General features: G+C 68.5%; 23 protein-coding genes (1 of these 23 only partly in view). 7 read left to right on the top strand and 16 right to left on the bottom strand.

Annotated elements, in window-relative coordinates; genetic code table 11:
* On the top strand, positions 1-218 hold the 3' portion of the coding sequence (locus BLP62_RS08230) for a PIG-L deacetylase family protein (protein WP_093007635.1). It extends 451 nt beyond the left edge of the window; 218 of the gene's 669 nt are visible here — the last part of the coding sequence; its start codon lies off the left edge, out of view; its stop codon occupies positions 216-218.
* The gene (locus tag BLP62_RS08225; RefSeq protein ID WP_093007625.1) at positions 209-628 is read left to right on the top strand and encodes an archease; all 420 of its coding nucleotides are present in this window, start codon (positions 209-211) and stop codon (positions 626-628) included. The genes BLP62_RS08230 and BLP62_RS08225 overlap by 10 nt, the downstream gene beginning before the upstream one ends.
* Here the strand turns inward: BLP62_RS08225 and plsX are convergent.
* From plsX to BLP62_RS08200, 5 genes are read right to left on the bottom strand one after another with little or no spacing between them, the layout of a single operon-like run.
* A complete protein-coding gene (gene plsX, locus BLP62_RS08220; protein ID WP_093007623.1) occupies positions 617-1,597 on the bottom strand; it encodes a phosphate acyltransferase PlsX in 981 nt (326 codons plus the stop codon). The two genes, BLP62_RS08225 and plsX, sit on opposite strands and share 12 nt — an antisense overlap.
* Positions 1,594-1,926, bottom strand: a complete 333-nt coding sequence (trxA, locus tag BLP62_RS08215; RefSeq protein ID WP_093007621.1) for a thioredoxin — start codon at positions 1,924-1,926, stop codon at positions 1,594-1,596. Before trxA ends, plsX begins: the two co-directional genes overlap by 4 nt.
* A 58-nt stretch (positions 1,927-1,984) precedes the next feature.
* Positions 1,985-2,362: an RNA-binding protein S1 gene (locus BLP62_RS08210; RefSeq protein ID WP_093007619.1), complete on the bottom strand. Its 378-nt coding sequence runs from the start codon at positions 2,360-2,362 to the stop codon at positions 1,985-1,987.
* A gap of 38 nt (positions 2,363-2,400) precedes the next feature.
* Positions 2,401-2,898, bottom strand: a complete 498-nt coding sequence (gene folK / locus BLP62_RS08205) for a 2-amino-4-hydroxy-6-hydroxymethyldihydropteridine diphosphokinase (protein ID WP_093007617.1) — start codon at positions 2,896-2,898, stop codon at positions 2,401-2,403.
* 13 nt (positions 2,899-2,911) lie between these two features.
* The gene (locus tag BLP62_RS08200) at positions 2,912-3,727 is read right to left on the bottom strand and encodes a hypothetical protein (protein WP_093007615.1); all 816 of its coding nucleotides are present in this window, start codon (positions 3,725-3,727) and stop codon (positions 2,912-2,914) included.
* A gap of 143 nt (positions 3,728-3,870) precedes the next feature.
* On the opposite strand from BLP62_RS08200, the gene lysJ reads away from it, so the two are divergent.
* From lysJ to BLP62_RS08175, 5 genes are read left to right on the top strand one after another with little or no spacing between them, the layout of a single operon-like run.
* Entirely contained in the window at positions 3,871-5,058 is a 1,188-nt protein-coding gene (gene lysJ / locus BLP62_RS08195; RefSeq protein ID WP_093007633.1) for a [LysW]-aminoadipate semialdehyde transaminase LysJ, read from the top strand.
* Between the two features lie 4 nt (positions 5,059-5,062).
* Positions 5,063-5,266 (top strand): type II toxin-antitoxin system HicB family antitoxin, encoded by a 204-nt coding sequence (locus BLP62_RS08190; RefSeq protein WP_008633533.1) that lies wholly within the window; start codon positions 5,063-5,065, stop codon positions 5,264-5,266.
* A complete protein-coding gene (locus BLP62_RS08185) occupies positions 5,263-5,502 on the top strand; it encodes a type II toxin-antitoxin system HicA family toxin (protein WP_093007613.1) in 240 nt (79 codons plus the stop codon). The genes BLP62_RS08190 and BLP62_RS08185 overlap by 4 nt, the downstream gene beginning before the upstream one ends.
* Positions 5,474-6,550 carry a [LysW]-lysine hydrolase gene (locus BLP62_RS08180; protein WP_093007611.1) on the top strand — a complete coding sequence of 359 codons (1,077 nt, stop codon included), beginning with the start codon at positions 5,474-5,476 and terminating at the stop codon, positions 6,548-6,550. The genes BLP62_RS08185 and BLP62_RS08180 overlap by 29 nt, the downstream gene beginning before the upstream one ends.
* 22 nt (positions 6,551-6,572) lie before the next feature.
* Positions 6,573-8,177, top strand: a complete 1,605-nt coding sequence (locus tag BLP62_RS08175; protein ID WP_093007609.1) for a GGDEF domain-containing protein — start codon at positions 6,573-6,575, stop codon at positions 8,175-8,177.
* A gap of 45 nt (positions 8,178-8,222) precedes the next feature.
* On the opposite strand, the gene BLP62_RS13760 is transcribed toward BLP62_RS08175, so the two are convergent.
* The 11 genes from BLP62_RS13760 to BLP62_RS08120 all read right to left on the bottom strand — a co-directional run bounded on the left by BLP62_RS13760 (position 8,223) and on the right by BLP62_RS08120 (position 19,681).
* Positions 8,223-8,834 (bottom strand): helical membrane plugin domain-containing protein, encoded by a 612-nt coding sequence (locus BLP62_RS13760; RefSeq protein ID WP_176758171.1) that lies wholly within the window; start codon positions 8,832-8,834, stop codon positions 8,223-8,225.
* A 9-nt stretch (positions 8,835-8,843) separates the two neighbouring features.
* Positions 8,844-9,980: an NAD(P)/FAD-dependent oxidoreductase gene (locus BLP62_RS08165; protein WP_093007607.1), complete on the bottom strand. Its 1,137-nt coding sequence runs from the start codon at positions 9,978-9,980 to the stop codon at positions 8,844-8,846.
* Between the two features lie 133 nt (positions 9,981-10,113).
* Positions 10,114-11,115 (bottom strand): hypothetical protein, encoded by a 1,002-nt coding sequence (locus tag BLP62_RS08160; RefSeq protein WP_093007605.1) that lies wholly within the window; start codon positions 11,113-11,115, stop codon positions 10,114-10,116.
* Positions 11,099-11,563 carry a c-type cytochrome gene (locus BLP62_RS08155; RefSeq protein WP_093007629.1) on the bottom strand — a complete coding sequence of 155 codons (465 nt, stop codon included), beginning with the start codon at positions 11,561-11,563 and terminating at the stop codon, positions 11,099-11,101. The genes BLP62_RS08160 and BLP62_RS08155 overlap by 17 nt, the downstream gene beginning before the upstream one ends.
* A gap of 43 nt (positions 11,564-11,606) precedes the next feature.
* Complete coding sequence (locus BLP62_RS08150) at positions 11,607-12,125, bottom strand: DUF3341 domain-containing protein (RefSeq protein ID WP_093007603.1); 519 nt, start codon at positions 12,123-12,125, stop codon at positions 11,607-11,609.
* A 9-nt stretch (positions 12,126-12,134) separates the two neighbouring features.
* Positions 12,135-13,481, bottom strand: a complete 1,347-nt coding sequence (gene nrfD, locus BLP62_RS08145) for an NrfD/PsrC family molybdoenzyme membrane anchor subunit (RefSeq protein WP_093007601.1) — start codon at positions 13,479-13,481, stop codon at positions 12,135-12,137.
* Positions 13,474-16,110, bottom strand: coding sequence for a 4Fe-4S dicluster domain-containing protein (locus BLP62_RS08140; protein ID WP_093007599.1), 2,637 nt, complete (start codon positions 16,108-16,110; stop codon positions 13,474-13,476). Before BLP62_RS08140 ends, nrfD begins: the two co-directional genes overlap by 8 nt.
* An 8-nt stretch (positions 16,111-16,118) precedes the next feature.
* Positions 16,119-16,754: a cytochrome c3 family protein gene (locus tag BLP62_RS08135; RefSeq protein WP_093007597.1), complete on the bottom strand. Its 636-nt coding sequence runs from the start codon at positions 16,752-16,754 to the stop codon at positions 16,119-16,121.
* Positions 16,755-17,140: 386 nt separating this feature from the next.
* Positions 17,141-18,256, bottom strand: a complete 1,116-nt coding sequence (locus BLP62_RS08130) for an ABC transporter permease (RefSeq protein WP_093007595.1) — start codon at positions 18,254-18,256, stop codon at positions 17,141-17,143.
* A 19-nt stretch (positions 18,257-18,275) separates the two neighbouring features.
* Positions 18,276-18,692, bottom strand: coding sequence for a 3D domain-containing protein (locus BLP62_RS08125; protein ID WP_093007593.1), 417 nt, complete (start codon positions 18,690-18,692; stop codon positions 18,276-18,278).
* A gap of 197 nt (positions 18,693-18,889) precedes the next feature.
* Complete coding sequence (locus BLP62_RS08120) at positions 18,890-19,681, bottom strand: hypothetical protein (RefSeq protein WP_093007591.1); 792 nt, start codon at positions 19,679-19,681, stop codon at positions 18,890-18,892.
* Positions 19,682-19,715: the final 34 nt, after the last annotated feature.

Raw genomic sequence — 19,715 nt, 5'->3', positions numbered from 1 at the left:
AGGTGGTCTACTTCGTCCGCCCCGAGGGCCCCCTTCCCGTGACCCACCGGCTCCGCCTTCCCGAGTGGGCCCTCGCCCGGAAGCTCCAGGCCCTGGCCCAGCACAAGACCCAGGCCCTCTCCGTTTTGGCCTTCATGGAGCGTCACCCCCAAAGGCTTTGGACGGAGACCTTCCACCTCTTAGGCGCCTCCGGCCTTCGGGAGGGACCATGGTGGTAAAGCCCCTGGAGCACACCGCCGACGTGGGCTTCCTCCTGGAGGCGGAAAGCCTCGAGGGCCTCTTCCAGGCGGCCCTTCAGGGGCTTTTACAGGTGATGTTCCAAAACCCTCCCCAAGGGGGAAGGAGGCGGCGCCGGGTAGCGCTGGAGGCGGAGGACCTGGAGACCCTCTTGGTGCGCTACCTGAACGAACTCATCTACCTGATCCAGACCAAGGGCTTCGTGCCGGGGAAGGCCAGGGTCCGCCTCCAGCCTAAGGAAGGGGGGTTTCGCCTGGAGGCCACCCTCTTTGGGGAGCCCTTCCAGGAGGCCTTCGGCTTCCAAGGGGAGGTGAAGAGCGCCACCTACCACGGCCTTAGCGTGGCCCGGGAAGGGGGGCGCTGGAAGGCCCAGGTGATCCTAGACGTGTAGGGCGGCGATGGCCCGCCGCACCCGCTCCAGGAGGCCCGCCTCCACCAGGGCCTTGGCCCGAAGGAGGGCGTTTTTTACCGCCAGGGCGTCCGCGGAGCCGTGGCCGATGAAGACCGCCCCCTCCACGCCGAGGAGGGGCATGGCCCCGTACTGGGCGGGGTCCACCCGCTCGCGCACCCGGCGCAGGGCCCCCCGGGCCAGGAGGGCCCCCAGCCTGGCCAGGGGGCTCGAGGCGAGGGCCTCCTTGATCCAGGTGAAGAGGACCTTGGCCTCCCCTTCCGCCAGCTTCAAGGCCACGTTGCCGGTGAAGCCGTCGGTGACCACCACCTCCGCGGTGCCCAGGAAGATGTCCCGCCCCTCCACGTTGCCGTAAAACCGCCCGCCCAGGGCCGCCTTCAAGAGGGGAAAGGCCTCCAGCACCAGGGCGTTTCCCTTCCCCTCCTCCTCCCCGATGGAGAGGAGGCCCACCTTGGGCGCCGGTGCTCCCAGGGCCTCGGCGTAGGCCAGGCCCATGGCGGCGAACTGCACCAGGAAGCTGGGGCGGCAGTCGGCGTTCGCCCCCCCGTCCAGGAGAAAGGTGCGCCCCCTTAGGCTCGGGAACTCCACGAGGAGGGCGGGCCGCTCCACCCCCTTGACCCGGCCCAGGGTGAAGAGGGCCGCGGCCATGGTGGCCCCGGTGTGCCCCATGGAGACCACCGCCTGGACCTCCCCCCGCTTGAGGAGCTCCATGGCCACGGCGATGGAGCTTTGGGGGCGGCGGCGCACCTCGGTGGCGTGCTCCTCCATGCGGATGCGGTCCGGGGCATGGACCAGGGGAAGGCTTCCGCCGTGGCGGGCGAGCTCGGCCTTCAGGGCCTCCTCGTCCCCCACCAGGACCACCTCCACCCCCTCGCGGGAGGCCCAAAGGGCCCCGAGGACGGTCACCCGGGGGGCGTGGTCCCCCCCCATGGCGTCCAGGGCGATCCTCATGCGCTTGGGGGCAGGTGTTTCTGGATCTTGGCCTCAAAGTTGCGCTTGGGCTGGGCCCCCACCAGGACCTCCACGGGCTGGCCGTTCTTGAAGAGGATCACCGTGGGGATGCTCATGACGCGGTAGCGCATGGCCGTCTTGGGGTTCTCGTCCACGTCCAGCTTGGCCACCACCAGCTTGCCCTCGTACTCCTTGGCGAGCTCCTCCAGGATGGGGGCGATCATCCGGCAAGGGGCGCACCACTCCGCCCAGAAGTCCACGAGGACCAGGGGGTGCTGGCTTAGGGTCTGGTCAAAGTTCTGGTCGGTCACCACCAGGGGCTTCCCCATACCCCTCCACTTTACGGCAAAACCCGGGGGCGCACACCCCCGGGGAGCATGGCGCCGCCTAGCGCTTCCGCTTGCCGCCCTTCTTCCCCTTGCCCCCGCCGAAGCCCCCCGTGCCCCGGAGGAAACTCTTGAGCTTGTTCTCAAACTCGGGGGACTGCTTGGGCAGGCGCCGGGGCCTGGGGGGAGGGCCCCCTTCGGGAGGGGGGGTCAGGTCCTTGATGGAGAGGTCCAGGCGGCCCTTGGGGTCGCGCCCCTTCACCATCACCTGGACGATGTCCCCCTCGTTGAGGAAGTCCCGGACGTTTTTCACGAACTCGTGGGCGATCTGGGAGATGTGCACCAGGCCTTGCTCGCCTCCCGGGAGCTCCACAAACGCGCCAAAGTCCGTCACCCGCACCACGCGGCCCTCTACGATGCTTCCCGCTTCTAGCTCCACTTTCCTTCTCCTCGCGCGGACCTGCCGCGATGCCCCCACTATAGCACAAGGCCCCTCTGGGGGCGGTAGGGCCACACCCCTTGCGGGCCCAAGGCGGCGAGGAGCTCGGCGAAGGTGCGGCCCAAGAGGGGGTGGCGCCCCTCGGGGAGGAGGTCTAAGAGGGGCACCAGGACGAAGGCCCTTTCGTGGAGCCTTGGGTGGGGAAGCTCCAGGCCCTCTTCCTCCAAGACCAGGTCGCCGTAAAGGAGGAGGTCCAGGTCCAGGGTCCTGGGGCCCCACCGCTCCTTGCGCTCCCGGCCCAAAGCCTCCTCTATGCGGAGCATCTCGGAGAGGAGGGCCCGGGGCGGAAGCCCCGTCTCCAGCTCGGCCACCAGGTTCAGGTAGCGGGGCTGGGGCGGGCCCAAAGGCTCGGTCTCGTAGAGGGGGGAAAGCCTGAGGAGGTGGGTCTCGGGAAGCCGGGAGAGGGCGGAAAGCCCCAAAAGGAGGTGGGCCGCCCGGTCCCCCAGGTTGCTCCCCAGTCCCACGTAAGCGCGCACAGGGGGATTTTACTCACAGGGAGAAGCTCAGGGCGAAGCCCAGAAGGTTGTACACAAAGCCATAGAAATCGCCTAGGGTTTTCCGGTCCGTGAGGCGGAAGGGGGCCTGCAGCCGGAGCTGGCCCTCCATCCCCTCTCCCAGACGGAAGCGGTAGCCCAGGTAGGGGAAGACCATCCAGGCGTCCCCCAAACCGTAGCCCGTTCCCAGGCCGAAGAAGGCGTCCCCCAGGTAGGCGTGGGCGCCCAAAGCGGGCCAGAGGGCCCCAAAAAGAGAGAAGGCCCAGCCGCCAAGCCAGAGGGCGTAGCCCTCCTCCTCGTAGGCCAGGGCCGCGACCACGGGCGTGCCGACAGGGATGGGCACGTACAGGCGGAAGCGGCGCTCGGGGTCAAAGATGGGCGTGAAGGTCTCCCGCCCGGAGGGGTAATAGCGGAGGCCCACCCCGAAGTGGGGCCCGCCGACGTTTTGGACTGGGCCCATGCCCTCCAGGAAGACCGCAAAACCCTCGCCCAAGAAGGCCTCGAGGCCCACGAGGCCGGAAACGCGCCTCCCGTCAGGCCCCACCTCCACCCCAAGCCCCAGGTAGTAGGCCCCGGGGAGGCCGAGCCCCATAAAGCCCAAACGGGGAAAGAGGGAATTGGTAAGCCCTTCCCGGCGCAGGTAGAGGTGGGCGCTCGCCTCCAGGTTGTGGTCCACCCCCACCCGCCACCACACCCCAGCGGGGAGGGCCTGGCCGAAACCGAAGACGCTCTTGTCCACCGCGCTCAAGCTGAAGAAGAACTGGGCCTGGGCCAGGGAAAACAGGGCAAGTAGCGCCAACCACCTTGGCATAACTCCATGCTATTTGGGTTGACACCCTGGGTCAATCCTCCTAGCCTTAAGGACATGAAGCCCCGGGGCAAAACGTGAAGCGGCCTGGGAAGCGGCGCTTCCCGGGCGGCCCCCCGGGGCTTTTCTTTATGGGAGGTGCGGGCGTGAAGACGAGCACCCTGGAAGACTGGCGGGCCCTTCTGGAGGTGGAGAAGACCCTGGACACCGGGGTCTACACCAAGCACGACCTCCTCCTCGTCCGGGGCCAAGGCGCGAAGGTGTGGGACGCGGAGGGCAACGAGTACATAGACTGCGTGGGGGGCTACGGGGTGGCCAACCTGGGCCACGGCAACCCCGAGGTGGTGGAGGCGGTGAAGCGGCAGGCGGAGACCCTCATGGCCATGCCCCAGACCCTCCCCACCCCCATGCGGGGGGAGTTCTACCGGACCCTCACGGCCATCCTCCCCCCGGAGCTCAACCGGGTCTTCCCGGTGAACTCGGGCACCGAGGCCAACGAGGCCGCCCTCAAGTTCGCCCGGGCCCACACGGGCAGGAAGAAGTTCGTGGCCGCCATGCGGGGCTTCTCGGGAAGGACCATGGGAAGCCTCTCCGTCACCTGGGAGCCCAAGTACCGGGAACCCTTTTTGCCCCTGGTGGAGCCCGTGGAGTTCATCCCCTACAACGACGTGGAGGCCCTTAGGCGGGCCGTGGACGAGGAGACGGCGGCGGTGATCCTGGAGCCCGTGCAAGGGGAAGGGGGCGTGCGCCCGGCCACCCCGGAGTTCCTGAAGGCCGCCCGGGAGATCACCCAGGAGAAGGGGGCCCTCCTCATCCTGGACGAGATCCAGACCGGCATGGGCCGCACGGGGAAGCGCTTCGCCTTTGAGCACTTTGGCATCGTCCCCGACATCCTCACCCTGGCCAAGGCCCTGGGGGGCGGGGTGCCGATTGGGGCTGCGGTGATGCGGGAGGAGGTGGCCCGGAGCATGCCCAAGGGCGGCCACGGCACCACCTTCGGCGGGAACCCCTTGGCCATGGCGGCAGGGGTGGCGGCCATCCGCTACTTGGAGCGGACGCGGCTTTGGGAGAGGGCCGCGGAGCTTGGGGCCTGGTTCATGGAAAGGCTCAGGGAAATCCCCTCCCCCAAGGTCCGGGAGGTGCGGGGCATGGGCCTCATGGTGGGCCTGGAGCTCAAGGAAAAGGTGGCCCCCTATATCGCCAGGCTGGAGAAGGAACACCGCGTCCTCACCCTCCAGGCGGGCCCCACGGTGATCCGCTTCCTGCCGCCCTTGGTCATTGAAAAGGAAGACCTGGAGCGGGTGGTGGAGGCGGTGCGGGCGGTGCTAGCATAGGGAGATGAGGCGGCGTTACCGCGTGGTGGTGGAGCGGGACGAGGAGGGCTACTTCGTGGCCCACGTGCCCGAGCTCCACGCCCACACCCAGGCCCAAAGCTTTGAGGAGCTCCTCCGGCGCCTGCAGGAGGCCATCGCCGTATCCCTGGAGGAGGAGAGGGCGGAAGTCGTAGGCCTGGAGGGCGCGCTGGAAATTGAAGCGGCGTGAGCCCCCGCCTCATCCCCATCACCGGCGAGGAGCTCGTCCGCCTCCTGCAGGAGGAGGGGTTCCAGGTGGTGCGGGTCCGGGGAAGCCACGTGCGCCTTCGGCACCCCGACGGCCGGGCCACCACGGTACCCGTGCACCCGGGGGAGACCCTAAGGCCGGGAACCCTCCTCGCCATCCTCAAGGACGTGGGCTGGAGCAAGGAAACCTATGAGCAAAAGCGCCTTGGATCCCGTTGAGTTCCTCAAGGGGGCCCTGGAGATCCCCTCCCCTTCCGGACAGGAGCGGCCCGTGGCCGAGTACCTGGCGGAGGGGATGCAAAAGCTGGGCCTCAAGGGCTTCGTGGACGAGGCGGACAACGCCCGGGGCCAGGTGGGGGAAGGTCCCGTCCAGGTGGTGCTCCTCGGGCACATTGACACCGTGCCCGGGCTGGTGCCGGTGCGCCTGGAAGGAGGCCGGCTCTTCGGCCGGGGGGCGGTGGACGCCAAGGGGCCTTTCGTGGCCATGGTCTTCGCCGCGGCGGGGCTTTCCGAGGAGGCCAGAAGGCGCCTCACCGTCCACCTCGTGGGGGCCACGGAGGAGGAGGCCCCAAGCTCCAAGGGAGCCCGGTTCGTGGCCCCCCGCCTCAGGCCCGACTACGTGGTCATCGGGGAGCCCTCGGGCTGGGAGGGGATCACCCTGGGGTACAAGGGGAGGCTTCTGGTGAAGGCCCGGCGGGAGAAGGACCACTTCCACTCGGCCCACCACGAGCCCAACGCCGCCGAGGAGCTCATCAGCTACTTCGTGGCCATCAAGGCCTGGGCCGAGGCCATGAACGTGGGCCAGCGGCCCTTTGACCAGGTGCAGTACACCCTCCGCGACTTCAAGGTCCACCCCGCGGAGCTCAAGCAGGTGGCGGAGATGTTCTTTGACCTCCGCCTCCCCCCAAGGCTTCCTCCCGAGGAGGCCATCCGCCACCTCAGCGCCTACGCCCCCCCCACCATTGAGCTGGAGTTCTTCGGCCGGGAGGTCCCCTACCAGGGGCCTAAGGACACCCCCCTCACCCGGGCCCTGCGCCGGGGGATCCGCAAGGCGGGGGGAAAGCCCGTCTTCAAGCTGAAGACCGGCACGAGCGACATGAACGTCCTCGCCCCCCACTGGAAGGTGCCCATGGTGGCCTACGGCCCCGGGGACTCCACCCTGGACCACACCCCCTACGAGCACGTGGAGGTGGAGGAGTTCCTCAAGGGGATTGAGGTGCTGAGGGAGGCCCTCGAGGCCCTGGCGGAAATGCACCCGCCGGGGTAGGCCCTCGGGCTAAACTGGGCTCGTGGTTCCTTATGCCCTCGGGCTTCTCGCCCTATTATTCCTGGCCCTATTCCCCCCCACCGCCCCTTGGAGCGAGCGCTTCCTCACCCCTCTGGTGGCCCTGGCGGGCGGGGCCTACCTGGTCTTGAAGAAGGAAAGGCTCTTCGGGCTTGCCCTGGTGCTCTTTGGCCTTGGGGACTTCCTCTGGAGCCTGGAGGACCTGGGGCTTCTTCCAGAGCGGCTTTACCTGGAGGTGCCCTACTTCCTAGGCTACCCCTTCCTCACCCTGGGCATCCTCCGGCTTCCCGGGAGGCCTCCCCGCCTCACCCTGGCCCTTCTGCCCCTGGGGGGGCTGGGCCTGCTCACCGCCTTGGAGCCCCAGTTGGGCGTGGACCGGGTATACAGCGCCTGGGACGCCCTTTTGCTCCTCCTCCTTCTACCGAAGCTGGAAGGGATTTTTGAGGGCCTCTTTCCGGGGAGGGTCTTCCTGGGAAGCGGGCTTCTCCTCTTCCTGGTGGCGGACATGGCCTACGCCTTTTTGGAGGCGGGGCCGGGCTACCCCACGGGGCACCCCGTGCACCTCCTCTGGACCCTGGGCTACCTCTTCCTAGCCCTGGGGACCGGGGCTGAGGAAGAGGAGGAGGCCTCCTTTCCCGCCCTGGCCCTGACCTTAAGCGGGCTTTTCCTCATGCCCGCCCTCCTCACCCAGGACCCCACCCCCTTGGGGGTGCGCCTTTTGGCCCTCTACGGGGGGCTTGTGGGGAGCCTGGGGCTCCTCTACGCCCTCCACCTCCGCCGGCAGCGGGCGGCGGAGGTCCAGGGGCGCTGGACTCGCTTCCTGGAAAAGCTCGCCCGGCTTTCCCCCCGCATCACCCAGACCTTAAGTCCCGAGGGAGTGCTCTTGGAAGCCTTGGAGGCGGCCCACACCCTCCTGCCGGAGGCCGTGGGGCTCGAGGTGCTAAGCCGCCGGGGCCTGGTGGGGGAGCGCACCCCCCACGCCCTCCCCGTGCCCCTCCAGGGAGAGACGGCCTACCTCTACCTCAAGGCCCCCCCTGAGGGGAAGGTGCCGGGAAGCTTCCTCGCCCTCTTGGGGGAGCGCCTCAAGCAGGTGCTGAAGCAGGTGGAGTGGGGCACCCTGGCCTTCACCGACCCCCTCACGGGCCTCCTGAACCGGCGGGGCCTCGAGGCCGAGCTCCCCAAGCTCCTGGCCCTCGCCCGCCGCTACGGGACCCCGGCGAGCGTGGTCATGCTGGACATAGACCGCTTCAAGCGGGTGAACGACACCTACGGCCACCCCGTGGGGGACGAGGTGCTGAGGCGCCTGGGGCGCATCCTTAAAGCCAGCGTCCGCCAGGAGGACCTGGCGGTGCGCTACGGGGGGGAGGAGTTCCTCCTGGTGCTCTTCGGCGCCGAGCGGGAGGCGGCCAAGGAGGCGGTGGAGCGGATCCGCCAGCGCTTCCGGGCCGAGCGGATCCCACCCATCCCCCACCCCCTCACCCTCTCCGCGGGGATCGCTGGGGGGGAGGTGCCTGAAGGGAGGGAGACCCTGGAGGAGTGGATCCTCAAGGCCGACTACGCCCTCCTCCGGGCCAAGGAAACGGGGCGGGACCGGGTGACCCTGGCCTAAGCACCCCACCGCGGCTTTCGCTGCGGTGGGGGCCCCGAGGAAGGGCTACTTTTTGGGCATCATCTTGGCCATCATGGCCTCGAGGGCCTTCCGCTCCTCGCTCATGTGGCCGAAGGCCTTGCCCAGGGCCTTAAGGAGGAGGAAGAGTACCCCCAGGGCCTTCTGCACCTCGGGGTCGGAAAGCTGCTTCAAGAGTCCGGCGAGGCCCACCCGGGGCGGGTCTTGCATCACCTCGGGGGTGAAGGTCTCCGCCAGGCCCTTTTGCAGGGCCCCCGCCATCATACCCACCGCGGCGGGCTCAATGCGGGAAAGGAGGTCCAAGACGTTGGCCCCGTGGGAGACGAGGCGGAGGAGCTGGGGCTCCATGAGCATCCCCAGGCCCTCCCCGAAGTTCTCCGAGAGGTGCCCGAGGAAGGCGAGGGCCCCGGACTTGTCCAGCTTCTCCAGGGTCTCGGCCAGCTTCTCCAGGGCCTCCACCTGGTCCAGGAAGCGGGCCAGGAGGGAGACGAGCTGGAGGTTCTTGGGGTCCATGAGGAGGCCCAGGTTCTCGGCAAGGGTCTCCCCCACCTCCATCCGGGCGAGGAGGGCGAGGCCGCTTTTTTCCAGGACCTCCTCAATGCGGTCTAGGCGTTCTTCCACCGTCAAGGTCTTCTCCATGGCCGCCTCCTACTCAATCAGCGTGGCGAACCAGAAGCCTTCAAAGAGCATCTTGGTCACCCGCACCCACTTGCCCACGGCCATGACCCCGCAGGAGGGCATCCCCGTCCCCGCGAGCACCCGGTCAAAGGCGCACTGGGGCAGGAGGGCGTTGTCGCCGAAGTCCATGATGCACATGGCCACGGGGTTGAAGGGCTCGCCGATGTAGGCCCCCTTGAGGTCGGAGGCGATCACCCCGGCCACGTACTCCCCCTGGAAGTGGGCCACCACCCCGGCCGGGGGAAGCATGAGGGCGGGGTTCACCGTGTCCCCGATGACGAAGACGTTGGGGAACTTGGTGGAGCGGAAGGTCATGCGGTCCACCTCGGGGAAGCCCTGGGGCCCGGCGAGGGGGCTTTCCCGCACCACCCGGTTGGGGGCGAAGGGGGGCACCAGGATGAGGAGGTCGTAGGAAAGCTCCCGGCCGTCCTTGGCCTTGACCCGGCCTCCCTCAAAGGCCACGGGCTCAAACTCCCCGTGGAAGGCGATGCCCTTGGACTTGAGGATCTCCAAGACCTTCCCCGAGATCACCGGCCCCATGCCCGCAAGGGGCGCGGGGTTCAGGTGGAAGACCTCCACGGTGCTCTTTCCCCGCACCCCCTTGACCTTGAGGGCGAACTCCACCTGGCCCGCCACCTCGTAGGGCGCCGGGGGGCAGGGGTAGTAGGGGGAGGAGACCCCCACCACCACCTTGCCGCCCTTAAACGCCTTCAGGGCCTCGCGGAGCCGTAAAGCCCCCGCCAGGCTCCAGGGGGCGTGGCCGTCTGGGGCCGGGGAGGGCATGGCCTCCGCCCCCAAGGAAACGATGAGGTAGTCGTAGGCGAGCTCCCCGGCGGTGGTCTTCACCTTGTTGTGGGCCGGGTCCAGGGCCTCCACCGTGGCCTGCAGGTACTGGATGCCCCGCTTCTCCAGGTTGGCCAGAGGGCGGCGGATGTCCTCGGGCTCCCGCATGCCGAAGGCCACCCAGGGATAGGCGGGCATGAACTCGTGGTGGGTGTTCCTGTCCACCAGGGTGACCTCCACCTCCTTGCCCAAGAGCCGCTTCACCTTGTTGGCCGCCACCAGGCCGCCCGAACCGCCTCCCAGGACCAAAACCTTCGTCGCCATCTCCTACCTCCTCGGGTACCGGTACCTCGTACCCCTAAGTTGAGTTTCCCCCTCCCCAACTCGTGAAGGTAGGTGCAAATGCCCCTCCCCCCTCCGGGCCGCCCCCAAGCCGCAGGCAGGCCCTTTGGGGCCTTTAGGCCTGGCGCAGGCGCAGGAGGAATACAAGCCCAAGCCCCAAGAAGCCCAGGACCTCCCCCACCCCCACGCCCCGCCCCAAGGCGGGAAGCAGGTACCAGGCGAGGTGCACCAGGCGGAAGAAGGCCACCCAAAGGGCGGCGGGGAGGAGGTAGCGGGCCTCCCGCTTGGGCAGGTTGGTGAGGAGGTAGAGGAAGGGGAGGAAGAACCCTCCCACCACCCAAAAGGCGGCCACCCCGTCCCAGGGACCATGGAGGCGTTTTACGTAAAACTCCACCTCGTGGGGCAGGTCCCCACCCCAGACGATGATGAGGGTGGTGGCCTCCACGTAAATCCAGATGATGGAAAGGGCGAGGAGGAGGTTGGTGTGGTTCTGGGCCTGGCCGAGGAGGGCGGCCGTGCCCTTCCGGGAAGCCAGGGCCACGGCCGCGGCGAGGGCCAGGAGGGCGGCGGAGAGGAGGAGGATGGCCCCGAAGGAGGCGGAGTAGAAGTGGGCCTCGAGGCCCATGAAGAGGTCAAAGGAGAGGAAGGTGCCGGCCACGAAGACCAGGGGAAGCCCCCAGGCCCCCACCTCCGCCCGGTGCTCCCCGGGGCGGAGCCTGGCGAGGACGAAGGCGAAGAGGGCGAAGAAGAGGACGTAGCGCAAAAGCATGAAGGGGGCGTTCAGGTAGGGGGCCCGGTGGGCCAAAATGGGGTCCAGGCGGGCCTCGGGCCTCGCCCAGGGGAAAAGCTCCGGGAGGAAGAGGAAGAAGGGGAGGCCCAAAAGGCCCATGAGGGGAAGGAGCCGGGCCAAGGGGTAGAGGTAGGGCTCCAAAGGCACCCCCCAGCGGCTTTGGAGGGCGTTGTGCAGGAGGAGGACGAGGAGGGCCCCCAAGGAGAGGAGGAGGAAGAAGGCGAAGGGGAAGTAGGCGGCAGGGGCTCCGAAGAGAAAGGCCAGGGCGTAAAGCGCCAAGCCCAGGAACCAAGACCCCGAGCGGTTGGCCTCAATAGACCTCTGCATTCCCCACCTCCTTGGGGCAGGCCTCCAGGAGGAGGCACCGCTTGACGTAATGGGCGATGAGCCAGCGCTCCCTCTCGGGGATGCGGCTCTTGTAGGAGAGCATGCGGCCGAAGCCGTTGGTGGCGGCGAAGTAGAAGTAGCCCTCGGGCTGGCCCCGCACCGCGGGGTCGTGGAAGGAGCGAGGCTTCGGCATCCCTAAGGGGATGACCCTCCCGTCCCCTTCCCCCCTTACCCCATGGCAGACGGCGCAGAAGCTTTGGAAAAGCGCCTTCCCCCGGAGGAGGTCGTCCCCAGTGAAAGCGAAGGGGTTTTCCGCGAAGCCCCCCTCGGGCTTGAGGCCTAGGCGCACCTCGGGGTTCAGGTTCTCCCCGAAGCGCACCCTTTCGGGGGAGGTCTCCACCTTCAAGGGGGCCTCTCGGAAGGTCTTGACCTTGGGCTGGTCCCACATCCAACCGCAGGCGGCGAGGAGGGGAAGCAGAAGAAGCCAGAGCCTAGTCACGCCGCACCTCCTCCACCTCCGCCCCCAGCTCCCGAAGAAGGGCCTTGGTGCCCTCTAGGTCAAAGCGGGGGTCCGTGGCGTAGACGAAAACCCCGTACTCGTCCAGAAGGACCCGCACATACTCCTTGGCCTTCACCGCGGGGTGGGCCGCCAAGGGGAGGCCGTTTATGTAAAGGAGGAAGAGGAAAATCCCCACGGTGATGGTGAGGATGGTGAGCTCAAAGGTCACGGGGATGAAGGCGGGCCAGCCCAAAAGGGGCTTGCCCCCGGCGTTGTGGGGATAGTCCAAGGTGGTGTAGACCTGGAGGAAAAGCCCCAGGCCCACGCCCAAAACCCCAAGGCCGAAGGCCACCCAGGGGATGCGCCCGTCCCCGCCCAGGACCTCCTCAACGCCCTCCACCGGGTTCGGGGTGAGGGCCTCGAGGCGGCGGTAACCTCTTTCCCGCAAGACCTTTAGCGCCCGCAAGAGCTTCTCCGGCGCGTCAAAGTAGGCCATGAGTCCGTAGAGCATCCCGCCCTCCTAGTGCCTCCTCAGCTTGTGGAAGAGGTGCACCATCTCGGCCACGGCGATGGGAGGGAAGAGGCGGATGAAGACCGCAAGGCCGAAGAGGAAGAAGCCGATGGTGCCCAGGAAGAGGGTCCAGTCCACCCAGGTGGGGTGGTAGAGGTGGAAGTTCCCGGGGAGGAAGTCGTGGGAGAGGCTGATGACCACGATGACGAAGCGCTCAAGCCACATGCCCACGTTGGCCAGGAGGGAGAAGACGAAGAGCCAGGCGAGGTTTTTGCGGAAGCGGGGAAACCAGAGGGTCTGGAGGAGGACCACGTTGATGAGCATCATGGCCCAGTAGTAAGGGGCGTAGGGCCCGGTCATGCGCCAAAGCTGCTGAGCCCACTCCGCAGGCTCCCCCGCGTACCAGGCGATGAAGATCTCCAAGAGGTAGATGTAGGCCACCCCGAGGCCGCTGGCCAGGGTCACCTTGGCCATCCAGTCCAGGTGCCTTTCCGTGATGACCCCCTCGAGGCGGTACCACCGCCTCAGGGGGATGATCAGGGTGAGGGCCATGGCGAAACCCGAGTAGATGGCCCCGGCGGCGAAGAAGGGGGGGAAGACCGTGAGGTGCCAGCCCGGCACCAGGCCGTAGGCGAAGTCCATGCTCACCACGGAGTGCACGGAGATGACCACGGGGGTGGCCAGGCCCGCGAGGAGCACGTACACCGCCCGGTAGCGCTGCCAGTGGACGGCGTTCCCGGTCCAGCCTAAGGAAAGCCAGCCGTAAAGCTTCCTCCGCCAGCCGGTGCTCCTCTCCCTGAGGAGGGCCAGGTCGGGGATGAGCCCCAGGTAGAGGAAGAGGGTGGAGATGGTGAGGTAGGTCATGATGGCCAGCACGTCCCAGGAGAGGGGGCTTTTGTACTGGGGCCAGAGGGCCATGTGGGTGGGGTAGGGCATCACCCAGTAGAAATGCTGGGGCCGGCCCATGTGGATGAGGGGGTAGGTGGCCGCTGCCAGCACCGCGAAGAGGGTCATGGCCTCCGTGACCCGGTTCAGGGAGTCCCGCCAGTTCTGGCGCATGAGGACCAGGATGGCGCTGATGAGGGTTCCCGCGTGGCCGATGCCGATCCACCAGACGAAGTGGACGATGTCAAACCCCCAGAGGACGGGCTGGTTGATCCCCCAGGCGCCGAGGCCCTTGACGAAGGTGACGAAGATGGCGTAGAGCCAGGCCAGGGTCAGGGCGAAGCCCACCGCCAAGACCACCTTCCAGGGCCTGGGCGGGGGCTTCTCCACGGGCTCCAGGAGCTTTTCCACCAGGGTCTTTTCCGTCCACTCCCCCTGGATCAGGTCGTGGTCGGGGTGCCTCTCAGCCATGGGCCTCCTCCTTCCTTAGGCGGGGGTTGGGGTTTTTGAGGTGGGCGAGGTAGGTGGTGCGGGGCCAGGTGTTGGCCTCCTCCAGGAGGACGTAGTGCCGCCCCTCCTTCCGGTAGGCCTGGATGGGGTCCTCGGGGTCCAGGAGGTCCCCAAAGTGGATGGCCTTCCCGGGGCAGACCTCCTGGCAGGCGGTCACCACCTCCCCGGTGCGGATCCCCCGCCCCTCCTTGGCGGCCTCGGCCCGGGTGAGCTCAATCCGCTGCACGCAGTAGGTGCACTTCTCCATGACGCCCCGGCTTCGCACCGTGACCTCGGGGTTCATGAGGAGGGCGAGGGGGCTTTCCTTGGCCCGCCTGGGGTCCCCTTGGCCTAGGAAGGCCTCGGTGTAGGGGAAGAAGTTGAAGCGCCGCGCCTTGTAGGGGCAGTTGGCGGAGCAGTACTTGGTGCCCACGCAGCGGTTGTAGACCATGAGGTTGAGCCCCTCGGAGGAGTGCTCCGTGGCCGCCACGGGGCAGACCGCCTCGCAGGGGGCCTTCTCGCAGTGCTGGCACATCACGGGCTGGTGGAAGACGCCCTCCTCGGCGAAGTAGCGGTCCAGGCGGATCCAGTGCATCTCCCGGCCCTTCCCCACCTCCTCCTTCCCCACCACGGGGATGTTGTTCTCCACCTGGCAGGCGAGGACGCAAAGCCCACAGCCCACGCAGCGGCTTAGGTCCACGGTCATGGCCCAGGCGTGCTCCCCCTGGGGCCAGGGAGGGTAGAAGGAGACGCGCTTTTCCTCCTTAGGCTCGGCTTTTCGCGCCTCCTCCTCGGTGAGGACCTTCACCGCCTCCACCTCGCCCAACTCGCCGTGGTACTGGGTGGAGATGAGGGGGTAGTCCCGGCCCGTGGGGAGGACCTCCGCGGCGAAGACCGTCCCCTCGGGGTGGAAGAAGTGGGCGAGGGGGGCCACCAAGCTCCCCTCGGGAAGGAGGGGGAGGGGCCAGAGGGGAAGAAGGGCCTCCCGCCCCCCAGCCCGCACCCGGAGGAGGGGCCTCCTGGGGTCGGCGCGCCGCTCCCGGGCGCGGACCTCCTGAAGGAGCCCGAGCTTCTCAGCCTCCTCCTCCCCGGCGAGGAGGGCCCCGTCCCAGACCAGGCGGCTTAGGGGACGGGGGAGCTCCTGGAGGTAGGGGTTTTGCCGGTGGCGGCCGTCAAAAAGGCTCGCGTCGGGGCGGAGGGTGAGCTCCAGGGGGGCCTCCCGCCGCAAGGGGGGGAGGCGGCCCTCCAGGCCGGGGAGGGGCTCCAAGGCCAAGGGCCTGGCCTCCTCCAGGGGGCGGCCCTCGGCCAGGGCCCGCTTCTCCTCCGGGGAGAGGGCGGGAAGTTCCTCCCCAAGAAGCCCCGCCAGCACCTCCTCCAGGCCCTTCCCGCCGTAGAGGGGCTGGACCAGGGCCTGGGCGGGCCAGAGGCGGCCCCAGGCGTCCCGGGCAGGGCTTGCCGCCTCCAGGGGGTGGGCCAGGGGGAGGCTATAGGGGGCCTCCTTCGGGTAGAGGGAAAGCGCCGCGGCGAAGGCCTTGCCCTGGAGGCTAGGGAGGGGGCCTTCCGCCGCCCAGACGAGGCGGGAAGCCTCTTCCGCCTCGAGGAAGGCCCGGGGGGTGGCGGGCTCGGCCTCGGGGGGCGGCACGTAGGCCACGGGGGCCCCAAGCCTCGCGTTCACCGCCATGGCCAGGGCCTGGGCCGCGGGGGTGAGGTGGACCCCGGGGAGGAGAAGCCCTCCACGCCCGAGGTCCTCCACCAGGGCGGGGAGGAAGCCCCCGTGGTCCGAGGCGGGGCTTCCCGGGAGGACCCCGAGGGCCTTCGCCAGGTCCAGGAGGAAGGCCTCGAGGGCGCTGGGCTTTAGGGCCAGGCGGTGGTCGGCCATGGCGCCAAGGAGCCCCGCCCCGCTTTCCACGGCGTAGATGCGGTTCATGGGGGGAAGGCGCCTTCCGCTTAGGGCGGCCCACCAGGCGTAGCCCGCGGGGTGCTCGTGGAGGTCCACGTCCAGGAGGAGGACCGTCTCCGCCTTCTCCGGGGCGTAGACGGGCCAGGCCCTCTGGCCGAAGGCGAGTTCCGCCCCCCGGTAGACGTTCTCCAGGCTCCAGGCCTCAAACCGGGCCACCCGGAGGTTGGGGTAGCGGGCCTGGGCCCGCTGGAGGAGGGCCTCGAGGCGGGGCGAGGTGGTGCGGGGGAGGACGAGGAGGGTCTCCCCTTCCCCCAAGGCCTTCCGCCAGGCGGCGTAAAAGCCCTCCCAGTCTGGGGCCTTGCCCTTGCGGGCGGGGTCGTAGAAGCTGTAAAGCCCCGCCAGGGGGTACGGGCTCATGGCCTCCCCCAAGGGCGCCAGGAAAAGGGGGCGCTCCTGGTAGACCTTGACCCGCACCGCCTCGGCGAAGCCCGCGTGGGGGATGGCGGTGACGAACTCCGCCCGGCCCCCCTCCACCACCCACTCCGGCTGGCGCACGTAAGGAACGCCCTTCCGCCGCACCACAGGGGTGCAGGCCGCCAGGGACAAAAGCCCAAGGGCGAGGAAGCCCCGGCGGCTCACGGGGCCAAAAGGAAACTCCTCCCGGAAAAGCTCCTTCTCCAGGGCGTCCTCAAAACCACGTCGCGTCTCCATGCTTCCCCCTAACGGTGGCAGGTGTTGCAGCTGGTCAAGGCCTCGGCGGAACGCACCTGATAAAGCGCCCTAAGCTTCTCGCCCAGCGCCGGGTCCGGGGCGTAGGCCATGTTCATGACCTGCTCCCTGGGGCGCAGGTGGGCCTCGGGGTTCCGGTGGCAGGAGAGGCAGAACTTCATGGTGAAGGCCTGGGGCTGGTAGACCACGGCCATCTGGTCCACCCGGCCGTGGCACTCGGCGCAGCCCACCCCCTTGGCCACGTGGGCGGCGTGGTGGAAGTAGACGAAGTCGGGAAGGTTAATGACCCGGTTCCAGGGAATGGGCTCCCCCGTCTCCCAGCTCCTGCGCACCAGGGCCAGGTTGGGGCTATCCGGCTTGATGAAGGTGTGGCAGGTCATGCAGGTCTCCGTGGGGGGAAGCCCGGCGTAGGGGGCGTGCTCCACCGCCGAGTGGCAGTAGCGGCAGGAAAGGCCTAGGCCCCCCGCGTGGAAGGCGTGGCTGAAGGGCACGGGCTGCTCCACGGGCAGGGTGCGCTGCTCAAAGGCCCCCACCGCCACCCCGGAGAAGACCACGCCGAGGAGGACGAACACCCCGAGCACGGAACCCCAGAAGAGGGTCTTGACCCAACGGTTTCTCCGCCGCATGCCGCCTCCGGTCTTAAGGGGCAAGGCTACGGGAGCGCGCCCGGCTGGGTCAATCAAGGGTTACGCGGATTCCATAAGCGAACCGGTGGTCCCCGCCCTTACCCTTTAGCAAGGCCGTTACACGGGTACACTACCCCAAGAGGCAAGGGACAAATGTCCCTAAACCCACGCCCTCAGGTGACCGGGCACCCCGGCCAGGGGGGTAACACCCTTTCTTCCCGTTTCCTCCGCCCGGCTACGTAGCTGCACGTTGATTTCGCAACACGGGTTGCCCGAAATAAGGCTTGGGAAGGTCCTTTTGGGGCCCCCACCGCGGCGAAAGCCGCGGTGGGGTACTTAAGTACCCCGCTCTGGCGCAAGCCAGCATGGGGTGGCACAAGCCCTCCTCAGCGGAGGACCACCCCGGGCTGGACCCGCAAGGCCCGGAGGGCGGGGAGGAGGGCCGAGAGGAAGGTGGCGAGGAGGCTCGCCCCGCTCACCTGCAGGAAGTCCTCCCCCCGCATCTCCACGGGGAGGTGGGTGAGGAAGTAGAGCTCCCCCGGCAAGGCCACGGGGCGCCAGGAGAGGTAGAGGCAGAGGAGGTAGCCCAAGAGGTTGCCCAGGGCCACCCCCCCTAGGCCCAAGAGGGCCCCTTCCCAGGCGAAGACCATCCCCACGGCGAGCCTCGAGGCGCCCATGGCCCGAAGGAGGGCGATCTCCGGGACCTTCTCCACCACCTTCAGCACCAACAGGTTGGCCACCCCCAGGGCGGCCACGGCCACGATCAGGAAGATGAGGACCCCAAGGACCCGCTTCTGCAGAGCAAGCTGCTCCAGGAGGGTGCGCTGGGTGTCCTGCCAGGCCTGGGGGAAAAAGCGGGTGCCCGCCAGGGCCTCGCCCACCTCCTTGGCCCGGAAGGGGTCCTTGAGGCGCACCTGGTACCCCTGGGCCTTCGCCCCGGAAAGCCTTTCCACCGAGGCCAGGTCCACGAAGGCGTACCCCGAGTCCAGGAGGTAGTTCCCCGTGCGGAAGGAGCCCAGCACCCTAAGCCGGACCCGCTCCTGGGTGGCGGAAAGGGCGGTGAGGTCCTCCCCCGGGAAGACGCCCAGGGACTGGGCCAGGGCCGCCCCCAGGTAGATCCCCCCCGGCTTGAGCCTCAGGCCGAGCTCCGGGTAAAGGGCCTCCCCTCCCTCCCCCAGGCCCACCAGGGTGGCGAAGTCCACCCCGGGGCCCCTGGCCCCCTCGGCCGGGCGCACCAGGAGGGCCTTGGTGGCGGCGAAGGGGGCGCTGGCCTCCACCTCGGGGTGGGGGGGTAGAGGCGGAAGCCCCTCCCCCAGGCGGAAGAGGACCAAATGGGGGTAGGCCTTCAGGGTGGCCCGCACCAGGCCATGGGTGAAGCCGTTGGCCAAGGAGAGGGCCGCCAGGAGGACCGCCACCCCCACCCCCACCCCGCCCAGGGCCAGGGCGGTCTGCAGGGGTCGGCGCCTCAGGTGGGCCAGGGCCAGAAAGAGGGCGAAGCGCACGCCCTTTAGGATACGGGGTCTAGCGCCTGGGGTACTCCACCACCTCCAGGCGCACCAAGCGGCGGCCAAAGCGCAAGGCGGTGGCCCGGTCCGGGAGCCACACGTCCACCTTCTCCCGCATCCTGGGGTGCATCACGTCGGCCACCACGAAAAGGCGTCCGGCGAAGAGGGCGTCAAACTGCCCCCGGCCCCGGCCGTAGACCGAACCCAGGTCCACCAGGCGCACCTTGGTCCCGTAGGGGAGGACCTTGAGGAGGTCCGGGCTCACCGCGATCACCCCCAGGCGGGTGCGCATCCCCGTGGCGGTGACGAAGGGGGTGCTGTCGGTCTCCCGCACGCTGGAGGTGTAGGCGGTGGCCTCGAGGACCATGCTCTTCTGGGCGAAGGCCCCCGCAAGGGCGAGGGCGAAGAGGAGGGGCAACCACCAAATCCGCATAGCGAACCCGAGTATGCCCAAATGGGCGGGAGGAACCTGAGAACCATGAGGCTCCTTCCTCATGGGAGGGCTATCCTGCCATATTGGAATGGTTTTGTGCTCTTAAAACCCCCGCCGCCAAGGGAGCTTTTGGGGCGGGGGTGGATGAGAAAAAGGATAAAACCCTTTAGCTTTCCTTCATTCCGCTCAAAGGGGGGCTAGGGGCACGGGGTGCCGGAAAGCTCCAAGCGGTACCGGCCGCTTCCCTCCTCGTCAAACCCCGCCCGGGCCAGGCCCCGGTCCCGCACCACCAGGAGGGTGGCCGGGGAGACGGGGGCGCAGTTTTGCACCGGATCCAGGGTCCTGGGATAGGGGTCGCCAGGCCCGTTGTAGAGGAGGGCCACCAGGTCCAGGGGGCCTACGTAGCTAAGGCGCAGGTAGCCCGTGGCCGAGGCCACGTTGTACCGGTCAAACTCCCCGATGAACTCCACCGCCCCCACCCGGGTGCCAGAGAAGGCCTCGCCCTGGCCCGCAGGGTTGGGGGTAAAGCCCCTGGCGTAGAGGCCCACCTGGTCCTCGGCCAGGGCGTAGTTTTCCACCCGGAGATAGAAGGTCTGGCCCGCCTGCCCCTTGAGGTTGAGGCGCACCCCGGGGTCAGAGGTGAGCCCCTGGGGCTTTAGGCCCAAGGGGGCCACCTCGGGGTAGGCCCCGAACCAGTTCCGGGCCACGCTCACCGCCTGGACCACGCCCCGCTCGTCCAGAAGGACCAGGCGGAGCCGGGCGCTGAGCTCTAGCCTGGCCGAAACCGCCGCCACCTCCACGGCCCCGTCCTGGGCGAGGGGAAGGCGAAAGACGGCCACCCCCGGGCGCAGGCTTCCGCCGGAGGCCTCCTGGGCCGGGGGCAGGGTGGCCACCCGGCTTCCCCCCACCGGGAGGTCCCCCGCCACGGGGCCCACCGAGAGGTTGCAGGCCGCAAGCAAAGATGCGAGGAGGACAAGAATCCGCCACATGACCCGCTCCTTTCCCCCAGGATACCCGAGGGAA

This window comes from Thermus arciformis (assembly GCF_900102145.1).
GTDB lineage: Bacteria > Deinococcota > Deinococci > Deinococcales > Thermaceae > Thermus > Thermus arciformis.
This window is presented reverse-complemented; position numbering and strand designations above follow the sequence as displayed.

What these genes read in the sequence shown, in the direction of transcription:
- plsX (WP_093007623.1), bottom strand. Translation starts at nt 1,597, where the DNA reads ATGAGGATCGCCCTGGACGCCATGGGGGGGGACCACGCCCCCCGGGTG.
- BLP62_RS08200 (WP_093007615.1), bottom strand. Translation starts at nt 3,727, where the DNA reads ATGCCAAGGTGGTTGGCGCTACTTGCCCTGTTTTCCCTGGCCCAGGCC.
- BLP62_RS08180 (WP_093007611.1), top strand. Translation starts at nt 5,474, where the DNA reads ATGAGCAAAAGCGCCTTGGATCCCGTTGAGTTCCTCAAGGGGGCCCTG.
- BLP62_RS08155 (WP_093007629.1), bottom strand. Translation starts at nt 11,563, where the DNA reads ATGTGGGACCAGCCCAAGGTCAAGACCTTCCGAGAGGCCCCCTTGAAG.
- BLP62_RS08160 (WP_093007605.1), bottom strand. Translation starts at nt 11,115, where the DNA reads ATGCAGAGGTCTATTGAGGCCAACCGCTCGGGGTCTTGGTTCCTGGGC.
- BLP62_RS08125 (WP_093007593.1), bottom strand. Translation starts at nt 18,692, where the DNA reads ATGCGGATTTGGTGGTTGCCCCTCCTCTTCGCCCTCGCCCTTGCGGGG.
- nrfD (WP_093007601.1), bottom strand. Translation starts at nt 13,481, where the DNA reads ATGGCTGAGAGGCACCCCGACCACGACCTGATCCAGGGGGAGTGGACG.
- BLP62_RS08165 (WP_093007607.1), bottom strand. Translation starts at nt 9,980, where the DNA reads ATGGCGACGAAGGTTTTGGTCCTGGGAGGCGGTTCGGGCGGCCTGGTG.
- trxA (WP_093007621.1), bottom strand. Translation starts at nt 1,926, where the DNA reads ATGGGGAAGCCCCTGGTGGTGACCGACCAGAACTTTGACCAGACCCTA.
- BLP62_RS08120 (WP_093007591.1), bottom strand. Translation starts at nt 19,681, where the DNA reads ATGTGGCGGATTCTTGTCCTCCTCGCATCTTTGCTTGCGGCCTGCAAC.
- BLP62_RS08140 (WP_093007599.1), bottom strand. Translation starts at nt 16,110, where the DNA reads ATGGAGACGCGACGTGGTTTTGAGGACGCCCTGGAGAAGGAGCTTTTC.
- BLP62_RS08150 (WP_093007603.1), bottom strand. Translation starts at nt 12,125, where the DNA reads ATGCTCTACGGACTCATGGCCTACTTTGACGCGCCGGAGAAGCTCTTG.
- BLP62_RS08225 (WP_093007625.1), top strand. Translation starts at nt 209, where the DNA reads ATGGTGGTAAAGCCCCTGGAGCACACCGCCGACGTGGGCTTCCTCCTG.
- BLP62_RS08135 (WP_093007597.1), bottom strand. Translation starts at nt 16,754, where the DNA reads ATGCGGCGGAGAAACCGTTGGGTCAAGACCCTCTTCTGGGGTTCCGTG.
- BLP62_RS08190 (WP_008633533.1), top strand. Translation starts at nt 5,063, where the DNA reads ATGAGGCGGCGTTACCGCGTGGTGGTGGAGCGGGACGAGGAGGGCTAC.
- BLP62_RS13760 (WP_176758171.1), bottom strand. Translation starts at nt 8,834, where the DNA reads ATGGAGAAGACCTTGACGGTGGAAGAACGCCTAGACCGCATTGAGGAG.